Annotated in this window: 23 protein-coding genes; 11 read left to right on the forward strand and 12 right to left on the reverse strand. The window is 43.9% G+C overall.

Annotated features, from left to right (window positions below; all coding sequences use genetic code 11):
* Positions 1–110 precede the first annotated feature (110 nt).
* From ACE1OE_RS01790 to ACE1OE_RS01800, 3 genes are all read right to left on the reverse strand, one after another.
* Entirely contained in the window at positions 111–752 is a 642-nt protein-coding gene (locus tag ACE1OE_RS01790) for an RpiB/LacA/LacB family sugar-phosphate isomerase (RefSeq protein ID WP_449209890.1), read from the reverse strand.
* 128 nt (positions 753–880) lie between these two features.
* Entirely contained in the window at positions 881–1,642 is a 762-nt protein-coding gene (gene kduD / locus ACE1OE_RS01795) for a 2-dehydro-3-deoxy-D-gluconate 5-dehydrogenase KduD (RefSeq protein WP_102469586.1), read from the reverse strand.
* 376 nt (positions 1,643–2,018) lie between these two features.
* Complete coding sequence (locus ACE1OE_RS01800; protein ID WP_102469587.1) at positions 2,019–3,206, reverse strand: MFS transporter; 1,188 nt, start codon at positions 3,204–3,206, stop codon at positions 2,019–2,021.
* A gap of 141 nt (positions 3,207–3,347) precedes the next feature.
* On the opposite strand from ACE1OE_RS01800, the gene ACE1OE_RS01805 reads away from it, so the two are divergent.
* The 6 genes from ACE1OE_RS01805 (at position 3,348) to ACE1OE_RS01830 (ending at position 9,480) form a co-directional block, all read left to right on the forward strand.
* On the forward strand, positions 3,348–4,343 hold the full coding sequence (locus ACE1OE_RS01805; RefSeq protein WP_449209891.1) for an endonuclease/exonuclease/phosphatase family protein: 996 nt from the start codon (positions 3,348–3,350) through the stop codon (positions 4,341–4,343).
* 119 nt (positions 4,344–4,462) lie between these two features.
* Entirely contained in the window at positions 4,463–4,960 is a 498-nt protein-coding gene (locus ACE1OE_RS01810; RefSeq protein ID WP_449209892.1) for a GNAT family N-acetyltransferase, read from the forward strand.
* A 561-nt stretch (positions 4,961–5,521) separates the two neighbouring features.
* Complete coding sequence (locus ACE1OE_RS01815) at positions 5,522–6,094, forward strand: HNH endonuclease (RefSeq protein WP_449209893.1); 573 nt, start codon at positions 5,522–5,524, stop codon at positions 6,092–6,094.
* Between the two features lie 148 nt (positions 6,095–6,242).
* A complete protein-coding gene (locus tag ACE1OE_RS01820; protein WP_449209894.1) occupies positions 6,243–7,124 on the forward strand; it encodes a hypothetical protein in 882 nt (293 codons plus the stop codon).
* Positions 7,125–8,055: 931 nt separating this feature from the next.
* Entirely contained in the window at positions 8,056–8,745 is a 690-nt protein-coding gene (locus tag ACE1OE_RS01825; RefSeq protein ID WP_449210101.1) for a carbonic anhydrase, read from the forward strand.
* Between the two features lie 489 nt (positions 8,746–9,234).
* Positions 9,235–9,480, forward strand: a complete 246-nt coding sequence (locus ACE1OE_RS01830; protein ID WP_102470445.1) for a hypothetical protein — start codon at positions 9,235–9,237, stop codon at positions 9,478–9,480.
* A 119-nt stretch (positions 9,481–9,599) separates the two neighbouring features.
* Here ACE1OE_RS01830 and ACE1OE_RS01835 read toward each other — a convergent pair whose 3' ends face one another.
* Both ACE1OE_RS01835 and ACE1OE_RS01840 read right to left on the reverse strand, forming a co-directional pair.
* Entirely contained in the window at positions 9,600–10,454 is an 855-nt protein-coding gene (locus ACE1OE_RS01835; protein WP_449209895.1) for an SMP-30/gluconolactonase/LRE family protein, read from the reverse strand.
* A 190-nt stretch (positions 10,455–10,644) separates the two neighbouring features.
* Entirely contained in the window at positions 10,645–12,288 is a 1,644-nt protein-coding gene (locus ACE1OE_RS01840) for a mechanosensitive ion channel family protein (RefSeq protein ID WP_449209896.1), read from the reverse strand.
* Between the two features lie 239 nt (positions 12,289–12,527).
* Here ACE1OE_RS01840 and ACE1OE_RS01845 point away from each other — a divergent pair, with 239 nt between their 5' ends.
* Positions 12,528–13,082 (forward strand): NUDIX domain-containing protein, encoded by a 555-nt coding sequence (locus ACE1OE_RS01845; RefSeq protein WP_102470442.1) that lies wholly within the window; start codon positions 12,528–12,530, stop codon positions 13,080–13,082.
* A 185-nt stretch (positions 13,083–13,267) separates the two neighbouring features.
* Positions 13,268–13,606 (forward strand): hypothetical protein, encoded by a 339-nt coding sequence (locus ACE1OE_RS01850; protein ID WP_102470441.1) that lies wholly within the window; start codon positions 13,268–13,270, stop codon positions 13,604–13,606.
* Positions 13,607–13,787: 181 nt separating this feature from the next.
* On the opposite strand, the gene sigZ is transcribed toward ACE1OE_RS01850, so the two are convergent.
* The 3 genes from sigZ to ACE1OE_RS01865 are packed head-to-tail and all read right to left on the reverse strand — an operon-like array spanning position 13,788 to position 16,241.
* Positions 13,788–14,327, reverse strand: coding sequence for an RNA polymerase sigma factor SigZ (gene sigZ, locus ACE1OE_RS01855; protein ID WP_449209897.1), 540 nt, complete (start codon positions 14,325–14,327; stop codon positions 13,788–13,790).
* Positions 14,328–14,350: 23 nt separating this feature from the next.
* Complete coding sequence (gene rarD / locus ACE1OE_RS01860; protein WP_449209898.1) at positions 14,351–15,280, reverse strand: EamA family transporter RarD; 930 nt, start codon at positions 15,278–15,280, stop codon at positions 14,351–14,353.
* A gap of 37 nt (positions 15,281–15,317) precedes the next feature.
* Positions 15,318–16,241: a DMT family transporter gene (locus tag ACE1OE_RS01865; RefSeq protein ID WP_449209899.1), complete on the reverse strand. Its 924-nt coding sequence runs from the start codon at positions 16,239–16,241 to the stop codon at positions 15,318–15,320.
* A gap of 129 nt (positions 16,242–16,370) precedes the next feature.
* Between ACE1OE_RS01865 and ACE1OE_RS01870 the strand changes: the two genes are divergently transcribed.
* Complete coding sequence (locus ACE1OE_RS01870) at positions 16,371–17,831, forward strand: aminotransferase-like domain-containing protein (RefSeq protein ID WP_449209900.1); 1,461 nt, start codon at positions 16,371–16,373, stop codon at positions 17,829–17,831.
* A 174-nt stretch (positions 17,832–18,005) separates the two neighbouring features.
* Positions 18,006–19,139, forward strand: a complete 1,134-nt coding sequence (locus ACE1OE_RS01875) for a BamA/TamA family outer membrane protein (RefSeq protein WP_449209901.1) — start codon at positions 18,006–18,008, stop codon at positions 19,137–19,139.
* A 46-nt stretch (positions 19,140–19,185) separates the two neighbouring features.
* Here ACE1OE_RS01875 and ACE1OE_RS01880 read toward each other — a convergent pair whose 3' ends face one another.
* The 3 genes from ACE1OE_RS01880 to ACE1OE_RS01890 all read right to left on the reverse strand — a co-directional run bounded on the left by ACE1OE_RS01880 (position 19,186) and on the right by ACE1OE_RS01890 (position 21,865).
* The gene (locus ACE1OE_RS01880; RefSeq protein WP_372060203.1) at positions 19,186–20,121 is read right to left on the reverse strand and encodes a DMT family transporter; all 936 of its coding nucleotides are present in this window, start codon (positions 20,119–20,121) and stop codon (positions 19,186–19,188) included.
* A 343-nt stretch (positions 20,122–20,464) separates the two neighbouring features.
* Positions 20,465–21,421: a LysR family transcriptional regulator gene (locus ACE1OE_RS01885; protein ID WP_449209902.1), complete on the reverse strand. Its 957-nt coding sequence runs from the start codon at positions 21,419–21,421 to the stop codon at positions 20,465–20,467.
* A gap of 3 nt (positions 21,422–21,424) precedes the next feature.
* Positions 21,425–21,865 carry a MarR family winged helix-turn-helix transcriptional regulator gene (locus ACE1OE_RS01890; protein ID WP_449209903.1) on the reverse strand — a complete coding sequence of 147 codons (441 nt, stop codon included), beginning with the start codon at positions 21,863–21,865 and terminating at the stop codon, positions 21,425–21,427.
* A gap of 185 nt (positions 21,866–22,050) precedes the next feature.
* Here ACE1OE_RS01890 and ACE1OE_RS01895 point away from each other — a divergent pair, with 185 nt between their 5' ends.
* Positions 22,051–22,473: an organic hydroperoxide resistance protein gene (locus ACE1OE_RS01895; protein ID WP_449209904.1), complete on the forward strand. Its 423-nt coding sequence runs from the start codon at positions 22,051–22,053 to the stop codon at positions 22,471–22,473.
* Between the two features lie 172 nt (positions 22,474–22,645).
* Here the strand turns inward: ACE1OE_RS01895 and ACE1OE_RS01900 are convergent, their stop codons facing one another.
* Positions 22,646–23,143 (reverse strand): fasciclin domain-containing protein, encoded by a 498-nt coding sequence (locus ACE1OE_RS01900; protein WP_372060181.1) that lies wholly within the window; start codon positions 23,141–23,143, stop codon positions 22,646–22,648.
* Between the last annotated feature and the right edge of the window lie 287 nt (positions 23,144–23,430).

The following is a 23,430-nucleotide window of genomic DNA, read 5'->3' on the forward strand; positions in this document are numbered from 1 at the left end:
AATGACCAATAGTGCACGAATTTATTGGTACAGCCTGTTAGCTAGACATAAAAAAAGAGACACCATTTATCAATGGTATCTCTCTAGCGGGCTCAAATAAGTGTTAAAAACTAGTCGAGAATTGCACGCACGAAGGCTTCAATATCTTTATCTTGGCAATGTTCAAAAAAGCACTGCTGGAATCGCGCGCCACTCACTGCCGTTTTAACAAGTTCAGGATCAATCGCTTTCAATGTATCCAAATAGTTTTCTTTGATAACCGCAGCTTTAACATCGTTCAATAGGCTTGCATTTCGCTGTTGTGGTTCCGCACGTTCAAGTGGGTAACCCATACCACGCTCACCGGTTGTGAAGGCTTTTTCAAAGATATAGCGAACGTTAAGCTCCGCGCCCCAACCGTAACCTTTAGCAAAAGCTAAAGCCAACGCGTTGCCATTATTGATTTGATTGAATAGGAAAGCGTCAGAAGGATCTAAACAGTACCCGCATACAACGCCAGGATGGATATTTAGCGACATCATCGCGCCTTGACCAGTTCCACAACCCGTCACGACAAAATCGACGGCTTTAGAATTGATCAAAACACTCGCCATAATGCCTAAATGAATATACGTTAAGTGGTGGTCATTCTCATCACACATACCCACATTAAAGACCTGATCATCTTGCGTACGCGCAACACTCTCGAGTTCATTAAGAACAACGGCATTCTTACCTGCTTGGCTGTTTTCCATCATTAGCGCGATTTTCATTGGTTTCTCCAAAATTGTCTTGCCACAGAAATTAGTAGTATCACTGAAAGATTAATAAACGTTCTAAAGCTATAAGAAGATGAAAGCCATAGACGTTATAAAAATGGTAAAAGCTATCAGAGGATTAACTAGCGAGCTAGCCATCCTCCATCAACCGCTATGGTATAGCCGTTGACATAATCGGATGCTTTAGAAGCAAGAAAAACACATGGGCCTGCGATGTCTTCTGGCGTTCCCCACCGTTCGGCTGGTATACGAGCAAGAATATCCTGATTTCGTTTTTCATCAGCTTGCAAAGCAGCGGTGTTGTTCGTCGCCATATACCCAGGGGCGATAGCATTAACGTTAATACCGTGCTTTGCCCATTCATTGGCCATCAAACGCGTAATCCCCGTCACGCCACTTTTCGATGCCGTATAAGAAGGCACACGAATACCGCCCTGAAAGGACAACATAGAAGCGATATTAATGATCTTGCCACCTTCTCCTTGGCTTATAAACTGCTTAGCCACGGCTTGAGAAAGAAAGAACACGGTCTTGACGTTTACATCCATAACGTCATCCCAATCTTGTTCAGTAAAATCGAGGGCGTCGTTGCGACGAATAATGCCAGCATTGTTGACTAGAATATCGATACGACCGAACCGATTCACGGCTTGCTCCACGATAGAGGACAACTCATCATTCTTCATGAGATTCGCACGAACATCGAGATAATACTGTCCGGTCGCTTCCACTTTTTCTTGAGTTTCAGCAGCATCACTCCGATTAACGCCAACAACATGACAGCCTGCGCTGGCAAGCGCGACGGCCATTCCTTGTCCGAGCCCTGTATTGCAACCCGTCACAATGGCAACCTTGCCCTTTAAACTAAATGAATCGAGAATCATATTGTCGGTCTTCCACACATCGATAAAGTATTAATGTATTACTATTTAAGTTATTCATAGCACCTTAACGTGACAATGAGAGAAAATCAATTAAGTGAAATGATGTTTTAAAATTATTTTGACCAAGTTCAAAGATAAATGCGGCCCTTTGAATCCTAATCACTAGTTCAGTCATCTCAACAGGCTATGTTTTACCATCTACCGTTGGGTGATAACGTGTCGATAAACACGTCTATAAGCGGGTTACTCGGACAAGCTGGTTACTGAGCGAACAAGCGTGGCAGGAAAACAGTAGCGAACTGGTTTAATTCATCTTTATAAAAAAAATGGCAACCACTGGCTGCCATTGACATATTCATTTTTCAAACCGAGTATCTTAACTCCATTTCAACATTCGTACTTCATTTCCCTCTGTCGGGTTTCGTGGAATGTTCAATGACAACACGAGCGATACCAACGCCATCGCGGCGCCAATATAGAAAACACTGGAGGGAGAAACCAACCAAATCACACCAAACGTGACGGGGATAACCACCGCTGCAATATGATTGATCGTAAATGACACGCCAGCCGTCGAAGCCATATCAGCAGGGTCAGCAATTTTTTGGAAATACGTTTTGATTGCCAGCGCCAACGCAAAAAATAGATGGTCGACAACATACAATGCCGCGGCCCATTCTGCAGTTTGTACCAAGCCATAACCCACAAAGACAAAGATCAAGCCAACGTATTCGAACATGAGAGCCTTACGCTCACCAACAATGCCAATAAATCGACCTATTTTTTTAGCAAACAAGAAGTTAAACAGATAGTTAATGAGAAATAGTAACGTGATATCAGCGACACTGTAACCAAACTTTTCAACCATCAAAAAGCCCGCGAATACCGTAAAAATCTGGCGTCGTGCACCACTCATAAAGGTCAATGCGTAATAAAGCCAATATCGTTTACGCAACACCAATTTTTTGTTTTGCTGGGTTTCGGTTTTAAATTGTGGAAATGCAAAGGCGATGACAAGGACCAACACAAAGCCTATACCACCAGAAATTCCGTACACCCAAATATAATCAAGTTTAAATATCTCCAGCATGACCCACAATGAAGCGTAAGTTAGGAGTGACGCGAGCGCACCTATCGAGATAAGCTTACCCAGCATTTCAGGCGCTTCTTCTTTGCTTAACCATTGCAGCGATAACGACTGTTTTAACGTCTCAAAATAATGAAATCCCGTCGACATAATGAATGTGGTAATGAGCAATCCTGCCACCGACGGAAACAAGCCAGTAATCGCCGTGCCTAATGTCAGCATAAGCAAAGACAACACCATAAACTTCTGTTCACGGATAAACAGCAACACAAAGACGACAGTAAACGCGAGAAAGCCAGGGATCTCTCGCACGCTTTGCAACAGCCCGATATCCGCACCATCAAAATTGGCTTTTTCTATCACAAAGTTATTAAGTAACGCCATCCAGCTAGAGAATGCGATAGGAACAATAATAGAAATGATAATGAGGAAATTTTGAGGCGTTCGCCAATCATTTTCTTTATGGCTAGATAACATGATTTTTTTCCTGAAGTGCTGATACTATTGGTCTGAGGTGTTAACTATCTAGGGTGCTATAGGACTAAGGTGCTATAGATCTAAGATACTATTATTTTAAATTGGCTCGTTTTGTTATGGTGATTTTTGTTACGAGCCTGTGTGGAGTCTAATACGTTGCAAAATATAAATACAATAAAACTCGCGACTTTTAACCTGTGTAATTTCGCAGAACCGCCCTTTGCGTATTATGAAATGGATAATATTTACACAACGCAACATTGGGCTCAAAAAACAAAGTGGCTGAAAAAAACGCTCAGCTTACTCAATGCAGACATCATCGCATTTCAGGAAGTGTTTTCAACCGACGCTTTGCGAGCGCTAATGAATGAACTTGGCTATCAGTATTTTTACTTCAACCAGGATAGTCACCTTGAGGCGGGTTATATCTATTCTGAACCTTCCGTTGCTTTCGCTTCTCGCCTACCATTAACACCACAACCCAACCCATGTTTCGCCGAAGGTTGGCCTGGAGAGTTCAGCCGCCCTCCATTGCATGTCACACTTAGTATCAACGAAAAACAAAAAATTGATCTGTATAACGTGCACTTAAAATCCCAACGACCAGCATCATCTATCCTAGATCCGATGCTTGAATCACCAGTGGAACAATGGCTCAATGAACTGCATGCCTCAACCGCATCAACCCAATTACGACAAATGGAAGTGCTTAGCCTCCACAACACGATTGTCACACACAAACAAGCCACCAAGAATCCCGCGATACTACTTGGGGATTTTAACAACAACCTTGATGCCGCCGAATTCCATCCCCTTCACTCACAAAGTTTAAGACGCCAGCCGCAATCGGCCAATGCCATATTGCCTTATACGCTGCTAGACAGCTGGACGTTATTTCAACAGCGACAAACCCAACCCGCTAACGTATCGCCTGTTACCCACTATTATGGATCTCAAGGCAATAGACTCGACCACATCTTATTGTCTCCTGAGTTTGACATCAGCTATACACATGCGCAGTTTGAGCTTCTCGACTATCACGTAGAGAACAAGCACATTATTGACCCACGATTTGGTGTAGACGACATCAGTTCTGATCATGCCGTTGTCTCCGTCACCATCAAACTGCGGAACTAAACGCGAATGCCAACCCTGACACGACGATAATCCCCCGAATATTCAGCAAGGTAACACTTGCATCATCGCTTTAATTCAATTAGTTATAGAGGCATAACTTCCAGATTTAGGACGCGAGCATGAACATACTTATCCGGCCATCAGAACAAGCAGATGCAGAAGGCTTGACTCAGTTGTACTCTCAACCGAAAGCACAACGCGAGACCCTTCAGCTGCCCTTCCCATCTCTCTCATTGTGGGAAGAGCGCCTGGCAAACATACCGGTTGGAACATACAGTTTTGTTGCGGAATTAGATGGGAAAATTGTCGGTAATATTGGCCTTCAACACTCTCAGCGACCTCGCACTGCACACTGCGCCAGTTTTGGCATCGGAGTCCATGACGATTTTCACGGCATGGGCATCGGCAGTCGCTTGCTCGAAACCGTGTTAGAGCTCACCGATAACTGGCTAAATGTTCAGCGTGTCCAAATCGAAGTGAATGCCGATAACAAGGCTGCCATCGCCCTCTATACCAAATATGGGTTTGAGATCGAGGGCGAAGCACTCTGCTCGGTGCTTCGCGATGGTGAGTTCATTTCGACCTATTACATGGCACGGCTAAAGGACCAGCTTTGACCGTTAATGTACAGCTGTCGGGGGGACAATATAGCTTGATCGGAAATGTGCCTTTTCAACCCATCCCTATTATGCCGCCATCCTCGTGCCGACGAGGATCGCCAAAAGCGTGTGACTCTCTTAAATAGAAATGAATGACAGCAGAATAGGCTCACAACGCGCTTATGAAGATCCCCCTTTTTCAAGGGGATGACGGTTAGTTTTTATTTGTGGGAGCAGTAGCATGCCAGACGTCATTGTGCGCTAACGAAGACTGAGCTTATTCGATTCTGGACAAACGCCACCCTTTATCAGCAACCAGAACATCCAACAATTCGTCATTCCGTTGAAGAAAGCAATCTACCGACAACGCTTACTGAACAACAACATTATCATATGTTGGCTAGCTTAGTTTTGCCCCTTTATGCGTTTGAGTGTAGTCTCATTCTCTGTTCGTGTAACACATTTTGGTTAACTAAAACTAATAGCACTATACCGATGTTAGTATGGCAAGCAGTGGCGGATAGTTGGAATAATGGATCCTATATTGTTCGCTAACACTTCATTGAAACAAGGGAAATTATGTCTTACGATAAACTATTTAAAATGCCGAAACCAGTAAGTATTACAGGACGTTCGTCGAGCATAACTAATTCTTTTATTAACGGGATTATTCCAACAGTAAAACCCTCTGCAACTGAAGTACAAGAAGCGTTAGCGACACTGGGAATGACAGATAAAACAATCTGTTGCTCGTATTGCGGAGATAAATTCACTGAGTGGGATCACTTGAGACCATTAGTAATGGACAAAAAGCCTACGGGTTATATTTCTGAGATTCACAATTTAGTTCCAGCTTGCGGAAAATGTAATCAATCAAAGGGAAATAAATCTTGGGATACATGGATGCTTAGCGATGCGCCTTTGTCCCCAAAAACTCGTGATGTTATCGACATATCGGAAAGAATGTCAGCTTTGGCTCGTTATGAAAGTTGGCATGAACCAACAAACATGGATTTTGAAGAAATTGTTGGAACTGATATTTGGAATAAACACTGGGATAATTGGGCGAAAGTTCAGAGAATCATGAAAGAATCTCAAGTGTTAGCGTCTGAGATAAACGAAAAAGTAGCAGATGCATACAATGCGTCATAATTGGGCTGGTTTACTGGTTTACTGGTTTTGCCTCATTGTGAGTTTCGACAGGTAGATCACTAATGTAACCCAAAAGATAATTGACTTGGTTTTTCTCAAGCATGTAACCTGTCTGTGCACTTGTAAAATTAAGCACTTAGGAGTGGTCATGACAGCGCATAAAGGAATCTTTGAACTGACTTCTACCAAGATGATTTCATGGCTTTTCGGGGTGGTAATCTTCTTAGCTACTATTTTGATTTCAGTTTCAGCTATTTCTAATTACTCGCTTTGTCTAACTCCTGATGGGTTCGAGAATTTTATTCAACTCTACAATGTACCAATTAAGTTAGCAGCAGCTTATGGAGCTATTCTGGGCTTAATCTCATTAAATCACAGGTCAATACAAACAAAAGAGCAACTTGATAGAACAAGTACACAGATAGAGCTGATTCAAGCTCAGAACCTTTTTACAAATTACTATAAACATCGAGAAGAATTCGTGAAGTACAGTGACAAAATCGCTGGAGCCTTAGAGTGCAAACCTATCGATACAGCAGCATTCGTACATAACAATTTATTCCCCAATGCTAAAGATGGTGATTATGCTCCTTATGACATTGCTAACACTGATCTTTTCGACCGTTTAGCTAAGATAATAAAAGAGTGTCAAACCTGTATTGATGAAGGGAAGTTCAATATAGTGAATGACTCTTTGTTCCAACTTTCACTAAGTAGAAGTTTTAACGACCTTGAAATACTCACTGGTACAAGAAGAAGTAAAAACTGGAAGTTTAACGACACAATCTCTTCATTCAATTTCGAAAACAGCGTTCACTCGATGGCATCTATTTTCTTCTTACTACTAAGTGACTATTGGGTAATGACAAGGTTCGAAAAGGACATTCAAACTAACGAGACACGTGAGGTAGTGTGGGCTTTGGGTGACTTTAAAGATAACTTCGAGTGTAATGATGATTCAGATGTTAGTACGCAAATAAAGCCTTATCTAGAAAATATAACAAGAGCTATTTCCAGACTAAAAACTTAGCCTAAGACCTCAATGCAGAGATAAGTCCTGCCGTGGGTGTGCAAGCTTTGCAATACTCTAAATAATTCGTAGAAAACTAATTTAGCAAAATCACTAACTCATATATGTCCAGAAATGTGCCCGTTCGGTTTTCATGAACGCAGAATAGGTTCTGGCATGTTACTGCACCCACAAATAAAACTAACCGTCATCCCCTTGAATAAGGGGATCTCATTCAGCGCGTAGCGAACTCGATGTACTTAACTTAATCGAATTTTTCAATTGTCTACGCGCTTTGTGAGATCCTCACTTTCGTGAGGATGACGAATGTTGTTAGTTGGAGGAAAAAGGGAACTAAATTGTTTATGTCCAAAAACGTGCCAGTTCGGTTTTCATCAGCGCAGAATAAATTCCGGCATATGACTACCTTCACAAATAAAAACTAACCGTCATCCCCTTGAAAAAGGGGATCTTCATCAGCGCGTTGTGAACCTATTCTGGTGTCATTCATTTCGATCTAAGTAAGTCACACGCTGATGAAGATCCTCGTCTGCACGTGGATGACGGCCTAAGGTACTTGCGGGTAAGTAACGGTGGCTTCTGGAGACAATGCGACCGCTAGAGACGTTATGCTTGCCTCTTATGGCATCATTGTCTAAACGTATTATTCATGCCGTGATTAACAACCTCCTAGCAAAACACTGCACCTTATCTTCGCTTCAATTTTTGGATAAGCTTCACAACACAATACTCACCTTGTGGCATATTTGTATAATTCACATACCCTCTCGCCAGTAGAAAGCAAAACCATCGTATAAATTTATTAGTATCTAGATTTTCAATTAGTTGCTATACCGTTAAAAGAACACAATCAACATAGATTGAACTCGATAACAAGTAAGGACAGGTGATGAAAAATAATACAACGAGAGCGCTAATCGGCTTAGGTGCCATGGTCATCGCACATGCATCATTCGCCTCCGATTGGGGGTATCACGGAGATCATGGGGTTGAGTCATGGGGAGCGCTCAGCGCAACATGTTCGGAAGGGAAAAATCAAAGCCCAATCGACATCAATGACACCGTCTTGGTCGATGCGCAATTACCAAATCTCGCGATCAAGTATTCAGGGCATGTGTCTGAGGTCATCAACAATGGCCACACCATCCAAGCTAACGTGACAGGTGACAACACGCTACAAATAGATGGTGACACGTTTACCCTTAAACAATTTCACTTCCATACCCCGTCCGAAAACACATTGAATGGTAAAACCTCTCCGTTGGAAGCACACTTTGTTCATGCTAATAGTCACGACGAATTAGCCGTCATCAGTGTTTTTTATCAAGCTGGCCTCAGAGAGGAAAGCGCGTTGCAACACGTATTATCAGACCTTCCTAGTAACGGTGAAGCGGTTCAACCAGATACACAAATTTCACTGAATTCACTGTTGCCGCGCCTTCGTTCGTACTACCGGTTTAGTGGTTCTCTAACAACACCTCCCTGCAGCGAAGGTGTTCGATGGTTTGTTCTAAAAGATAAACAAACCGTCGGTCAGCAAGAACTTGAGGTTTTGCAAGGTGCGATGGGCAATAACGCTCGACCAACCCAACCTGCTCATGCGCGCAAAGTACTTCAATAACGCGATACCACGTTCTTCAACAAAACGATGCCGCGCTATTCACTAAATTTACACATGGTTCATCAACCCCGATGATGAGCCATGTTACAGAGAATAACGAGGCTCTGCCGCGACTTTGCAACCAGCACGTGGTTACCGATGAAGACTCTAGCGCCGATAAAGTCTTTCAATTCAATGCGTTCCGCCCGTGATATAAACTCATCCGCTAACCCTTATTATTTTCTAAATTCTCACTAAAAGCCATCACAATACCCTTACTTTATTTGAGGTGTATTCCAAAAACGTTATTTGTATGATATTTGTTCAAGGCGTTTTGAAGCAATTCAAAGTTTACCGTACGAATAACGTGTAATCTATTCGTTAACAAGAATGAAATTATGTTACGACATTGATAATCAAGCCATGATCGACCTTATAGAGTATTTATCAGTACGACTGGCTTTAACGTTAAGGAAGACAAGAATGACACGCGAAGGGAAAGGGTGAGCCATGAGGCAATGTGAGATTAATGTGTACGATATGCGAGATGAGCGGCAAGCGATAGTACTGAATATTCGCTTTTCTGATACGACTAAAGCAGACTTTTTGTGGAGTAATATGCCTACCTCAAACAGCCATCATTACATCTCCCATTTGGTGGTATCTGGGAACGTAGTCGCAAAGAAATACATTACTGAGGACGATTTAAGTGAAATGAATCGCACAACCCATTGTCAAACCGCGATGACGTCCTAAGTAGCAATGCTAATTGCGTCCCTACTTAGGACTGTATCTTCATGGCGTTAATGCACGACATAACTTATGTATTGCACGAATTAGGTATTGTACGACTTATGTAAAAGGCGAGTAATGCACTATACGAGTACAGTCACTAGGCTTTCTTTTACCCCTTCAACAACGTCTTTCGCTATCAGAAGCTTACCTTTTTCATTGTCGCTGGCTGCCGACGTTACCATTAAGTCTTTCATCGTTTCACCACCAAAACCTACCATTGTTGGATTCTCTGATGGCACGCTAACGACCTGTTTAACCTCACCCTCTGGTGAAATTTGAACGACCGATTGACCCGCGTACATAGCGACCCAGTAGTTACCACTAACATCGACACTCGCGCCATCAGGACGGCCTTCATAACCGTCAAGATCACAATGCAATGCTTGCTCACCGTATTCGCCTGTTTCCGGATTGTAACGGTGTTTGTAAACCTTGCTGGAACCCGTATCAGCCCAATATAACCACTGACCATCCGGCGAGAACGCAAGACCATTACAGGTCCATGCAAACATCGGTAACGCTTCAATGGTGCCATCTAAATTTAGCTGATGAAATTGACCTTGATCGCCGACTTTGGCTCCGTTACGCGTACCCGCAACAAAGCGACCACCGGGTGCACCGCGACCATCGTTGTATCGCATACGTGGGAATTCAGACACCAATGGCGCTAACGATTTTTTTTCACTGCCCCAAGCTTCAACGAGGTACATCCCCGACTTTAAGGCAACAGTGAAGCCTTGCTCTCCATGCAATGCAAAACAACCTATCGGTTCTTCGAACTCTAGCTTTTCATTTTGACCATCTTTGTTTCGCCATAACTCACCATCGCAGATATTCACCCACATCCAAGAGTGAGTACGCCAGTCCCAACGAGGGCACTCGGCAAGATCAAAATCTAGGTCTACAAATTTTTCGAATTGAATACTTGGTTGCACGCCAGTGTCCTTTGTTTTGATGTTTATTTAAAGATTCAACGAATGTTGTACGAATCATTTTTATCTGCTCTTTTTAACAAAAAGTCTCGAACTGAGCTAGCGTCATTTGAACTATTCGATAAAAACTCTTCAATTCCATCGCATGGCACCCAATAATATCTCGTCTTAATTATTGCTGCAGAGAATCACATTACGTCACGCTATCGTTTATTCGTTTAAACGGCGTCATCGCATGCGCTAGGTTATCAGGATGGAGGTAGGTGGTATTAGATGGTAACGCAAACTTGGCACCATGCTCGAGAATAACGGTGTTGATATCCATTAACAGCTTCTGTTGAATATTGAGGAATGTTTCCCGATCAGATGTATCAATATGCGCGAAGACTTCGATATCCATACTGTAGTCGCTAAACGCTGAAAAATGAACACGTAAAGGTGTGCTCAGCACGGAGTCATTTCCCGCCAAACACTCTTTTATTCCTCTCGTGATCTGCACCATATCTTCCATTGGTGTCTCATATCGTAAGCCTAGTGTCACTAAAAATGGATACCTATCGCGGCGGCTAAAGTTGATGATCTCCATTTTAGCCAAGTCCCCATTTGCCATGGTAATTTGAGTGCGATCCTTCGCTCTGATACGTGTCGATCGCACCCCAATCTGCTCAACAACCCCAGAAACCTTGCCTACCGCGCAAAAATCGCCAACAGACAAGGAGCGGTCCATAAATAAAATGACACCCCCAATCAGATTTTCCATGGTGGGACGAATCGCTAACGCAATCGCCATCCCTCCAAGGCTCAAGCCTGTCACAATGCCATAAACAGGGACACCTAAACGATGTAATCCAAACCCCAACACCGCTACTGCACACAAACTACCAATTATTGTTCCAGAGATTTGCGCCAAGCTTCTTCGTAACCCATTATGACTTTTATCCCGTCCAATCAACCATTGGCATATCGAGGCACCAAGCATGTAAGCAACTTGTGCAACTAACGGCCAAAGTAGTAATTCACCCGTGATATTAAGCAAACTCATCACACTACCAGTAAGATTTAGCTGATCATCAGCAAGCCAGATATAAGTAAATAATCCCGCTGCCATCAATACAGGTTTGACGATCGCCCGTCTTAGTCGCCGGTACACAAGAAACGCGTATCCGGCGAGCAATATCGTCAACACAGTAATGGCTAACCACTGCCATAGCGCTTGATCACCAAATTCAGACATGAATACCTTAGGTAACCCCTCAATATGATGAAACCATGCTGGCGGTATCAACCGACCCGCGCTAAGTGAATAATACTCATAATAATCTAATGCCGTTGCATCGTTAGCTGGAAGGTGCTTCACAAGTGAATAATAATCAAACAAACGATCAACCGTCACTTTGGAAAATAAAAACTGTCCCGTCTCTGAACGAACAATCTCAATACTTGAGTTAGGAATACGCCAGCTAGTCAAGTTGTGGTCGTCTGGTATCGCGTCGACGTCAAACGGAGGAAGACGGTCTAATACCTCTTTAAGTAACATCACTGATTCAATACCAATTCTTTGATGATAAGAAGCTGGAATATCCGATAAATCAAAGGCTTGAGTGGCTTTATTAAACAATCCATAAACTCGCTGCTTTTCTTCAGTCGTGACCCCTGTCTCATCCGCAAGTGCATGACTCAACGCAGAATTAGCCTGAGCGACAATGGTTGTAAAACTCTCGTATGTCGCCCGAGGGGAGTGAGTGTCAGGTGGCGATAGTGGAAATGAATCTAACGCCTTCGCTTGAAACGTGGAAAGCGCAATAATAAATAGAAACAACCATCGGCATTGCTTCATCTGAGAACCCTTCGTTATCTATATTTCAGTCAAACTAGTAGAAATTCCTCATATTTCTGTTTATTTTCCTCGTTCAACACTCACTGCCAGTGAAACTAAGTAGGGGTTTGCGACCCCGTCAGCTTCACACATCAAATGCACAGCACCTAGCTAGAATGCGATCGCTTTCTAGCTTTAGCTTTCTAACGTTAGGCGTTATATAGTGACGCCAGACCTTTATTACTTGCGAGCATTACTTTATGTCTATCAAAACATTGAACTCAACCATTGTTTATCAAAACTCGTGGATGACGGTAAGAGAAGATCAAATCGAACGAGAAAGTGGCGCCACCGGCATTTATGGGGTCGTTGATAAACCTGACTGCGCTGTCATTATTGCCATCGACGGCGCTCGAATCCACTTGGTCCAGCAATACCGCTATTCCGTAGGTTGTCGTTACTGGGAACTGCCGCAAGGTGCTTGGGAATCCAACCCTGAAGCCGACCCATTAGAACTGGCAAAAGGAGAGCTGCAAGAAGAAACGGGATTGATCGCTGGTAATATGACTTATGTGGGTCAACAGCTTATTGCTTATGGTTTTCTCAATCAAACCTGTCATATCTACCTTGCCACGGAGCTTAGCCAATCCGCTCGTAACCTTGATGTCGAAGAAGAAGACTTAATCACCAAATCCTTTTCCATTGAGGAATTTGAAACAATGATCATCGAGGGTGAGATTCAGGATATTGTGACAACAGGGGCTTGGGGATTAGCAAAACTGAAGGGCTTAATACACCACGTTACAAATAAGTAGATCAAAGCCATCCACAAGACCAAAGACTCATGAATCAATCATGCAATAAAATGAATTTTTATTCAGTTAATGTGATATATATCGAATTGTTGTTCTTTTTTTTACCCGTTGCCCAATAATGAACGACACTTATCCTCAACACCGCTCACCGCTAAACAGGTGACTTTATTAAGGATATTCCGAACATGGATCAGTTAACGCTTCAAGAACACCTTATCGATACGCTAAAACTATTAGAAAAATATCGACATCGCATCTGTCGAACCGAAGATGCTTACGACTTAGAGGTCAGCGTACGAAAGCTCACTGACCAGCTAATGAGTTTACAACAGTTGAAGACCCCTAAAGGCTCAAACTCAGACTTAACAAGCGCGCTTGATCGATTAAATAAAATCAAAGGTCATGCCAATGAATCATTAGACTTGGGGTTTGAACTTGAGGGTGCGACACGACTGGTTCATCACTCTAACCTAGCCTATTTAGCTCTAACCAAGGTCACACTAGGTGAAATCAGCCTTCGTTAACCATTTATTTTGTAATAACAAACTATCGTGGACTAACTCGCGGCTGCGGACTAACTCTCTAGTAAGGAATAACGATCTATTGCGGTCTAATAATCCAGTTTATTAAGGCTTAAATTTACAATGTAAAACCTTTACGCTCTGTGCTTTTGATAAACAAATGTTTATCAAAAGCCATTTTTATTTAGCAACCGTCGCAATCCTTTTTTCTTGGGTGATAATCCATCAAGTTACCATTCGCGTCGAATGACAACTGACAGCACTGTTCTAAGACGTTACGCAGGTCAACGCGTCCTCTTTGAATTCGGGATTTTAGTGTCGAGTAACTGATCCCCATCTCTTTTGCCATCTCTTTTTGAGATTTCCCTTCCAAGTCAACCGATGTCAATAAGGCTGCGGAAGTACTCGGCAAGGAGCGGATCAATGGTTCCATGCATTGCGCCAACTGCTCTTTTGCACTTTCTTCATCTTGATCAAACCATAACGTCTCCCCTTCCAAGATTGCGCTTCGACCATTGCGTCGATACAAATCAATCACAGAGCGATTTGCTATCTGAAATAGCCATGCTTTAATGCTTTCGGGGTTTTCGAGCTTATCAAGATTTTGGTGCGTCTTTATTAATACCTCTTGCAGTACATCATCAACATCATCAGGGTCTGATAACTTACTCAGCAAGAATCGCTGTAAACCGGCCTGATACTCGGCCCATATCTTTTCAATCATGATTATCACTCAACTAGAATCAGTTAGTTTATTCCTAAACCTTGAGAGCGCGCTCTACGCACACCATCGATCGCCAAAATCACCAATGCGGCCATTACTAATAAGTAGGTAGGTAAATCGGCCGTGGCCACTCGCTCGCCCAACATCAGCCCGACCAAAAACACGAGCGCGGGCTCTACGTAACCTAATAATCCGAAGACAGACATAGACAATGATTGCGAGGCATACAAAAACAACAGCATGGGTACAGAGCCTGTTATTGCTAAGCCAATGTAATAACCTATTATCGATAAGTCTAGCTCACGGAGCGCCTCGAAAGGCTGCAAGTAAAACATAGCACCGATAGCAAACGGCAACAAAAAGACATTATCAAGCGTGAATCCTACGTCACTTTGGATATTCAGTGTGCGTCTATGAACAAAGTAGACTGGGTACCCCAATGCGATCAATAAAACAATCCACGACAATCCATCAGCCATTGCATATGCATACGCGACACCCGCTGTTGCCACTAGGCATGCGAGCGTTTGCAGAGGTGACAATTGGTCGCCATAAACAAATCGCCCTACTAGGACCAAAACTAAAGGTAGAGAAAAATACCCAAGAGCAACCGAGAGTGTCTCTCCATTCAGTGGCGCCCAAACAAAAATCCAATATTGAGGCCCCACCAGCAGCGCTGACAGTAGATAACGATGCCATCGATGAGCCTGTTTAAATGCTTGCCAAAACAATCGAATCCTACCACTCATCATTAAGACAAGTATCATCAGAAGAGCACTCCAGATGACTCGTTGAATCGCAATCCAATGCCCCTCGCCACCGGTTATCGACCAATTATCCAATTGAGGTTGAAACTGAACGTAAACAGGCATCAAAGCAAATAAGCAGGAAGCAAAAACAGAAGCAACAACGCCTTTTGTCGATTCAGACAGGCTTAAAAAACGGGTTATCATCGCAGTACTTACTATAAGATGTTAAGAACTTCGGACATTAACGTATTTCATACTGCTTGGACATGGTTTTACCCACATTTTTTGATTTTTTCCTCTTTAATTCTGGCGCTTTCGCCACTAAATAAACAGAAGCAGAGGCGAGGCAGAATCCAAGAAGACCAAATTGGTCGAAAGACTCTCCGAACAGAAGCCACGCCTGCAGTGCTGCAACCGGTGGAACTAGGTAAAATACAGAAGCGACTTTGGAGGATTCTCCATGCTCCACCATATACAACAGCAACAGTACAGCGATGCCCGACAGCACGACCACTAACCACACCATGGTCAAGGAAAATTCCCACGTCCAATCCACCTGCCTCGTTTCTGTCATCAAAGCAACAGGAATGAAAAGAGTCGCCGCAGCCACGTATTGCGCCATCGCACCGCCAAGTAAATCGACGCCCCGACAAAATCGTTTTTGGTACAACGTACCTAAGGTAATACCGAAAAGCGCGGCAAACACAAAAATAAACGCCGCCAGCTTTTCACTCCCCTCTTGCCAATGGATATTACCGACCAGTACACAGCCAATACCAATAAAACCAATGATCAAGCCCAGCCATTGTGAACTTTTCAATACTTGTTGTGAAAAAATCGTCACCAATAGCGCCGTCAATAATGGTTGAGTTCCAACCAATAGTGCACTTAATCCCGCAGGCATACCGTATTGAATGGCTTCATACGTACCACCAAGATAGAGCCCATGAATCAATATCCCTACGACGCAAGAGTGGAGTAACGCCTTGCCCGTTGGTATCGACCGTTTCAGGACGAACATCAGTATTAAAAATAACACGACGTTCCCCAACATACGGATCGTCAATAGCGTTGCTGGCTCGGCATAAACCAAGCCAATTTTTGCGCCAACAAAACCCGATGCCCAGAGAAGAACAAATATAAAAGGAATGCATCGTTTCAACATGATATTACCTAGCCAATCTTTCCATGATGATGCTAAATTATCAGGGTACAAAAATTACCGAAAGATACAGATTATTGTTATTTAATGGGTACAGATAACCTGAGCTTTAAAACGATCAACGGAGTGAGCATGCCGGCCATCAATACTAAAAAAATATCTCGATTTAGAGCCGTTGAGGAATACATTGAAAAATTGGTACAAAACGGTGCGTTAAGCTCAGGTGATAAACTCCCTTCTATTCGAGCAACCAGTATCAAGTTAGGGGTGGCTAAGAATACGGTCATCCGGGCGTATCAAGAGCTAGAAGCCACAGGAAGAGTGGCGGCGCAGGATCGTTCTGGTTTTATCGTGCAACCTGCTTTTATTCGTCACTGCACTCCATTAGTCACGCCAATGCCCACCGAGACTGTTCCAACGACGGTGGACCTCCTTTCAATGACAAAAGAGATTCTCGGTCAAGCTAGAGAATCTCTATCAATGCCCGCTGGCTCTGCGCATCCCAACATTGAAGGACCAGCGATCAGCAGTTTATACGCCGAAATCGGACGCCACAGCCGTGCCCAATCGCATATACCGAGCCATTATCAACTGCCTCCAGGCAACAAGAAACTTCTCAAGCAGATTGCTAACATTTCCATCGACCAAGGCATCGATCCGAGCGGCGAATCCATCTTCGTCACCAATGGCTCCCAGCAAGCTATCAGCCAAGCACTGCGCGCAGTCACTGTGCCTGGCGACACGGTTGCGGTCGAGTCACCGTGTTATTTTGGTATCTTATTGATGTTGGAGTCTTTGGGGTTAAAAGCCTTAGAAATCCCAAGTTCAGTGGAATCGGGCATGCACATTCCGTCATTGCAGTCCGCACTACAGCAATGGCCTGTCGCCGCGATTGTCGTTACCCCAAATTTCACCAATCCAACCGGTGCATTTATGCCATTGGAGGCCCGTCAACAATTGCTTCAAAGCAGTGAGAATATACCTATCATAGAAGATGACGTGTTTGGCGCATTATGCCATGACAACTCGGTCCCTTCGCTTAAACAATTGGATACCCAACACCGCGTGATTTATTGCACGTCGCTATCAAAAACGCTCGATTCCCGTATCCGAATCGGTTGGCTCATCGCTGGGCAATACAGCCAACAGATTGAACGCTCACTCATTAGTGACAATATGGGGAGTCAAAATCTCATTCAGTCTGCTGTCGGTGAGTTCCTATCTACTGGAAAATACAAGCAACACGTCAGACGAATGAACCGCCATTATCAAGATAATCTAACAAAATTCATTGCCCTACTCCGAGAACAACTAAACAACCACTTTAATGGTGAATATTCAATTGCGACCCCATCAGGTTCATTTTTGTGCTGGTTGACACTGCCCTCTCATTTAGATTGTGACCGTATTTATCAGCAATGTTTGGCGCAAGGCATATCCGTTTTACCAGGCAGCTTATTTGGTTCGAAAGGACAATTTAATCACTGCTTACGTTTTAGCGTGGCGAATTTTAACGACAATAACGCATGGAAAACAGGGATCACAACATTGGTAGAAATCATTGAGTGTTGCCGAAAATCACCAGATGATTAAACCTACCTAATATCAAGTTAGAAGCCATTCACTATTCGAATACCCAATAGTTGAACATTAATACTATTTAGCAATAATAGACCCAACACTGACTTTTGGACGAGAAGTCACGGTTTATAATGCTTAATAAGTGCAAGGAGTGCTGTCCCTCTTCAACTATAGAAATCGCTATCAATGAAAATTTCAAATACTTTATCGGTCACTTCGTTATTGGTCGTCTCCGCTTGTACGACCTCAATCACAAACGCAAGCATGATGGATTCGTTTATTGACCCAGAGGACGGACGCCTTGACGCTAGCCAATTCATTCTCGATAACGCCGCCGGTTTCCTACCAGTGCCACTCACGATTACCGACCCTGCGGTAGGGTTTGGTGGCGGGGCTGCATTGTTATTTTTCCATGAATCAGAAGAGCGCAAAGAGAAACGTCTATCAGGGGAACATGTGGGTGATATCCCAGCGAGTGTTTCCGGTGTCATGGCCTTAGGTACCACTAACGGCACCAATATGTACGGCGGGTTTCATTCTGGCAATTGGCTCAACGATAAAGTGAGATATCTCGGTGGTTTATTTGGCGCAAAGTTCAACCTAAAGTATTACGCCCCAGAAATGGCACCGATGGATCTGAGTATCCAAGGCACCTATTTCTTCCAAGATCTTGATGTCCGATTGGGTGACACTGACTTCTTTGTTGGTGGTAGCTATAGCTATATGTCTTCTGATATTACCTTGGCGAACAACAGTGATCTCTCCGACAGCAGTACAGACGGACGACTCGGATGGCGAATCTCTTATGACAGCCGCAATAACCAGTTTGCGCCTCGTGAGGGTACCAAGGCTCAGTTTCAGGTTGATCATCACCGCAAAGCATTTGGCGGAAGTTCGAATTACGAGAAATATCATGCTTACGTGCACAACTACCGTCGACTATCTCAGAAATGGGGGCTAGGTTTAAGAGCAGATGCTAAGTCTGTTTCCGAAGGACTGGGCGTTCCGGAGTCTATTTACGCTAAACCGTTTGTGGACATGCGTGGTATCGCAGCGATGCGCTATCAAGCCGACAACACGGCATTAGGCGAGGTTGAACTGAGTTACGATGTTGATGAACGATGGACGGTTTTGGCATTCGCTGGTGCCGGTACCGCCTTTGACCATGATCAGAGTATCCGTGATGCTAAGGTACACTATACTCGTGGCGGCGGATTCCGTTACTTGCTTGCCCGACAACTGGGTTTACGCATGGGTATTGATGTTGCTAAAGGCCCAGAAGAGTGGACCACGTACATCCAATTTGGCGGCGCTTGGTAGAGTGCATCGTGCCCTAGACTGAGCCACAGTGCTAGGGCACAGCCATTCAACGCTTATCGTATTCTTCATTCCTATTTTTGGTTACTGCAGGTCTACTCATCCAGTATACCGACACAATCACGAGCACCATGCCGACGCCATGGAAAATTGTAAATTGCTCGCCAAGAACCATCACCGCTGCGACAGCGGTAATAACGGGTCCAATATTAGCCGTGAGACTGAATTCGGTTGCACTCAATCTCGCCATTGCCCCTGCCATTAGGTAAGACGGAATCACGGTGCAGAACAAGCCTAAGGCGATACCTAAAGCCACCAGCTCAGGACTCCATTGCGTGGTATCCGCTTGAGATAATTGCAAGTGAATCAATATGGCCACTCCTGCACTACCCATCCCGATACTAGTAAAAGCGTTGCTTCCTAATGTCGTAATCACCGGCTTGCTCAAAATTAGATAACAAGCAAACGTTATTGCCGAGCACACCGCGAGTGCACTGCCTACCCATACCTCATTACCGAATGAAGATACATCATGAGCCACAATTAACACGATTCCGCTGTATCCAATCACGACGGCGGTGACGATATTTTTAGACGGTTTTTTCTTTAAAAACACCCAAGAGATAAGCACCACAAAGCTTGGAAATAAAAACAATAGCAAACGCTCTAACTGAGCGGAGATAGTGTTCAACGCTTCAATATCCAGATAACTGGCACAATAGTATCCCAACACACCTAAGGCAGCGGCTTTCCAACCTTCTTTTTTCACTCGCGCTCTTTGATCATTCGAGCGACACAATAAAATCAATATCAACAGATAAAACGGCAAGGAACTAATGGCACGTAACGACATGATAGAAGTCGTATCGCCGCCATATTGAAAGGCAATTTTAATGAGGATTGGTTTAAGCGAAAATAATGTCGCACCCAGCAGCGCAAGAAAAATTCCAGTTAATATACGAGATCTGGATTTAGCCGGAACCATGGCCTTAGAGCGGCTGATCGCACCTGAACTAGTATGTGCAGTTGAGTTGATGCCAGTGCTTGAGCGATGGCTACCGTCAATCGGCTTGCTGGTTATCGTCATTCTCGTCTCCCTTTTACTTTTATTGGGCTACGAGAAATTAATAAGGTTGGCTTGCCTCACTACGTTACTCGTAGCCAGGCACAGTGTTACCTACCGGGCTACAGGTATAAGCAGAATGAGCCAGAGGTAAGTCACACGAATTATCATTTGATTCTCCATAAATGAACATTACCTACACTACGGGCAAAAGCGGGATTATGCAACGGTGTTTATTTCCGATTGTCCCATGCCTAATCCAATATTACGCCTCACTATCCTTGTCGTTCTCCGTTGCCCTGCAATTTTCTATCAACCCTCTTAGGTAGTTGCATAACCATTGAATCGCATGATCATTGATACTGGCCTTGTTCCACACCAAACTGTATCCCAACTTTCCATACTCAAACGGCGCAGGTTTCACGACCAGTCCTTTGGCTTGCATCGCAACATCTGCCCATCGCTTAGAGCAAGTAAATAGCAGCTCCGATTGTCGACACAAAATCGCCGCAGACCCAAAATCTGGTAGCATCACTTTCACATCACGAGCGCGGTGCGTTTGACGAAGCGCTTGCTCAAAATAAGGGCGATTCAGCTCAGAGTCGGTAATGCCAACATGTTGGCTATTCAAGTAGGCTTCAATTGTCAACGGCTGATCAGCCAAAGGATGGTCTGGGGACATTAGACAAACAAAGTCATCTTCAAGGATGGGTTCCCACACCAAATCCTTCATATTCGTTGGGGGCTGACTCACATCATGAGGCAGAATAATAAAATCTACTTGCCCACTCATTAATGCATCAAAGCCATATTTGGCTTTGGTTAAAATATTCAGCTTGGCGTTAGGGATGCAGTCATTCGTCAAGTGAGCGAGGGGCTGGGCAAACAGCTCAAAGGTACTTTCACGCATTGACAACGAAAAACGCCCTTCAAACCGTTGCGGCTCGAAATTCGTTTTATTCAGCAAACCGTTCATACTGGCCAACATTGAATGCACCAATGGGGCAATCTTTAATGCGTACCTGGTCGGGGTAAGCTGAGTGCCATCGCGATAGAACAGCTCATCACTCAAAATCTCGCGCAATTGAGCAATGGTTTTGCTCACGCTTGATGGAGTTACCAATAAAACATCGGCAGATTTCGTCACACTGTTGGTATCTAACATCACGTGCAGCGCTGTCAAATGTTTAAAGCTAATTCGAGAGAGTCTTTCAAAATCCATGTTCTAGCCTGCCAAATTTTCAGTCAATCGATCACAAAGCCGTTTAAGCTCGAGAGCATCATCCAAGGATAATTTAGCTTTGCACCCAATAGCCGAAGGCACAGCTAAGGCTTGATCTTTGAGGGCCCAGCCTTGATCGGTAAGGGAGATAAGTCTCGCACGCTCATCGATTTCACTTCGTTTACGCAATATTAAACCCTTGTGCTCTAAACGTTTCAGCAACGGGGTCAACGTACCAGAGTCGATTCGCAAGTCCTGACTGATATTTTTGACATTCATCGGCGATTTTTTCCACAACACCAACATCGACATGTACTGTAAATACGTCAAGTCCAACGCATCAAGTATCGGGCGATAGGCTCTGATTAATGCATTGCTCGCACTGTAAAGAGCAAAGCATACCTGCTTGTCTAGATCCAAATTATCTGGGTTATTGTTATCCATTATCGTGAGCCAATGAAAATTAAGTTGTGCACAATATACTTGCATTCATATTGATTTGGCAATATAGTTTGTGCACAACCTAGTTGATGACAATCCAAATAAGAACAGCGACACTTGATACGACGTCACTAGATTCAAAATAAAAATTCAATCGAACTCCGATAAGAACAAAGGGAAACATCTTTATGAGCGCTTTATATACGACTTCTGCAACCGCACTAGCAGGCCGAAACGGACAAGTAAAAACGGACGATGGCATGCTGGATCTCGCTTTGTCTTACCCAAAACAATTAGGCGGAACGGGTGAAGCAACTAACCCAGAACAGCTATTTGCCGCAGGTTATTCCGCTTGTTTTTCAAATGCTATTTTGCACATTGCTCAACAGCAAAAAATCGCATTGCATGAAGCTCCAACTAAAGCGACCGTCGCACTGAAAGCAAACGACCAAGGCGGGTTTGTATTAGATGTGGCACTGGAAGTGACATTGGATATGGAAACATCGGCTGCTGTAGAGTTAGTACGAGTTGCCCATCAAGTTTGCCCATACTCCAACGCGTTACGCGGTAATGTCGATGTAAAAGTGACCGCTAACGAGCAGTTACTATAGGTTACTTATCGACGAACAAAGCAACGCAATATAGCTAGACCACTACTCTCTATAAAAAAGCGCATCCACTCAATTGGATGCGCTTATTGCTTGTAGGTGTCGCTATATATTTTCAACTGCGAGAGACATACCAACGGTTAACCGTATTAACGTTCTCTAGCGGTATCGCGATTTATTTCGGCATTAAAACAGTATCAATAACATGAATAACGCCGTTACTGGCTTCAACATCTGTTGCCACAACCTGCGCGTTATTGACCATGACTTTCCCGTCTACCACGCTTATCGCTACCGCTTCTCCTTGTACGGTGTCTGCACTCGTCAGCGCTACCACATCTGATGCCATGACTTTACCAGGGACAACATGATAGGTGAGAATCGCGACAAGCTTGTCTTTGTTTTCCGGCTTGAGCAGCATATCAATAGTGCCGTCAGGGAGTTTGGCAAACGCGGCATCCGTAGGAGCAAAGACCGTGAAAGGCCCCTTTCCTTTCAGCGTTTCCACCAGACCCGCCGCTTTAACTGCCGCCACCAAGGTAGTAAATGAGCCATTTTCTGCCGCCACATCAACGATGTCTTTCTTCATCCCGTGATGGTTTGCATGCGCCCCACTCATAAATGCAAAAGAGGCCATCATTAGAGTAAAAAGTGCTGTCATTCGCTTAAACATGTTGTCTTCCTTTTCTATCGTGTTGTTGAGTTTTCATTGCATGCTTACGCGAGATAAAAACAAGTCGATCAGAGTCGTTGATAATTTATCCTCACCGTCGGGATGACTAATTACCCCAAACTCACTCAGTACAACACACTACAGGCATTTCACAGGACAAAACGTTGCATTCGAATTGTTGACGAGTAACCACAACATCAGTAACCGTTATCCTGATACACCTTTCTTCTTAAGCGGTTGCACTTTATTTACTGTCAAAAATTAGCAGACAAATACACGCTATAACG

The sequence above is a fragment of the Vibrio sp. E150_011 genome, assembly GCF_053544015.1.

What these genes read in the sequence shown, in the direction of transcription:
- ACE1OE_RS01825 (WP_449210101.1), top strand. Translation starts at nt 8,056, where the DNA reads ATGGTCATCGCACATGCATCATTCGCCTCCGATTGGGGGTATCACGGA.
- ACE1OE_RS01870 (WP_449209900.1), top strand. Translation starts at nt 16,371, where the DNA reads ATGCCGGCCATCAATACTAAAAAAATATCTCGATTTAGAGCCGTTGAG.
- ACE1OE_RS01815 (WP_449209893.1), top strand. Translation starts at nt 5,522, where the DNA reads ATGTCTTACGATAAACTATTTAAAATGCCGAAACCAGTAAGTATTACA.
- ACE1OE_RS01875 (WP_449209901.1), top strand. Translation starts at nt 18,006, where the DNA reads ATGAAAATTTCAAATACTTTATCGGTCACTTCGTTATTGGTCGTCTCC.
- ACE1OE_RS01890 (WP_449209903.1), bottom strand. Translation starts at nt 21,865, where the DNA reads ATGGATAACAATAACCCAGATAATTTGGATCTAGACAAGCAGGTATGC.
- ACE1OE_RS01850 (WP_102470441.1), top strand. Translation starts at nt 13,268, where the DNA reads ATGGATCAGTTAACGCTTCAAGAACACCTTATCGATACGCTAAAACTA.
- ACE1OE_RS01830 (WP_102470445.1), top strand. Translation starts at nt 9,235, where the DNA reads ATGAGGCAATGTGAGATTAATGTGTACGATATGCGAGATGAGCGGCAA.
- rarD (WP_449209898.1), bottom strand. Translation starts at nt 15,280, where the DNA reads ATGATAACCCGTTTTTTAAGCCTGTCTGAATCGACAAAAGGCGTTGTT.
- kduD (WP_102469586.1), bottom strand. Translation starts at nt 1,642, where the DNA reads ATGATTCTCGATTCATTTAGTTTAAAGGGCAAGGTTGCCATTGTGACG.
- ACE1OE_RS01840 (WP_449209896.1), bottom strand. Translation starts at nt 12,288, where the DNA reads ATGAAGCAATGCCGATGGTTGTTTCTATTTATTATTGCGCTTTCCACG.
- sigZ (WP_449209897.1), bottom strand. Translation starts at nt 14,327, where the DNA reads ATGATTGAAAAGATATGGGCCGAGTATCAGGCCGGTTTACAGCGATTC.
- ACE1OE_RS01865 (WP_449209899.1), bottom strand. Translation starts at nt 16,241, where the DNA reads ATGTTGAAACGATGCATTCCTTTTATATTTGTTCTTCTCTGGGCATCG.
- ACE1OE_RS01900 (WP_372060181.1), bottom strand. Translation starts at nt 23,143, where the DNA reads ATGTTTAAGCGAATGACAGCACTTTTTACTCTAATGATGGCCTCTTTT.
- ACE1OE_RS01895 (WP_449209904.1), top strand. Translation starts at nt 22,051, where the DNA reads ATGAGCGCTTTATATACGACTTCTGCAACCGCACTAGCAGGCCGAAAC.
- ACE1OE_RS01820 (WP_449209894.1), top strand. Translation starts at nt 6,243, where the DNA reads ATGACAGCGCATAAAGGAATCTTTGAACTGACTTCTACCAAGATGATT.
- ACE1OE_RS01845 (WP_102470442.1), top strand. Translation starts at nt 12,528, where the DNA reads ATGTCTATCAAAACATTGAACTCAACCATTGTTTATCAAAACTCGTGG.
- ACE1OE_RS01790 (WP_449209890.1), bottom strand. Translation starts at nt 752, where the DNA reads ATGAAAATCGCGCTAATGATGGAAAACAGCCAAGCAGGTAAGAATGCC.
- ACE1OE_RS01810 (WP_449209892.1), top strand. Translation starts at nt 4,463, where the DNA reads ATGAACATACTTATCCGGCCATCAGAACAAGCAGATGCAGAAGGCTTG.
- ACE1OE_RS01885 (WP_449209902.1), bottom strand. Translation starts at nt 21,421, where the DNA reads ATGGATTTTGAAAGACTCTCTCGAATTAGCTTTAAACATTTGACAGCG.
- ACE1OE_RS01880 (WP_372060203.1), bottom strand. Translation starts at nt 20,121, where the DNA reads ATGGTTCCGGCTAAATCCAGATCTCGTATATTAACTGGAATTTTTCTT.
- ACE1OE_RS01800 (WP_102469587.1), bottom strand. Translation starts at nt 3,206, where the DNA reads ATGTTATCTAGCCATAAAGAAAATGATTGGCGAACGCCTCAAAATTTC.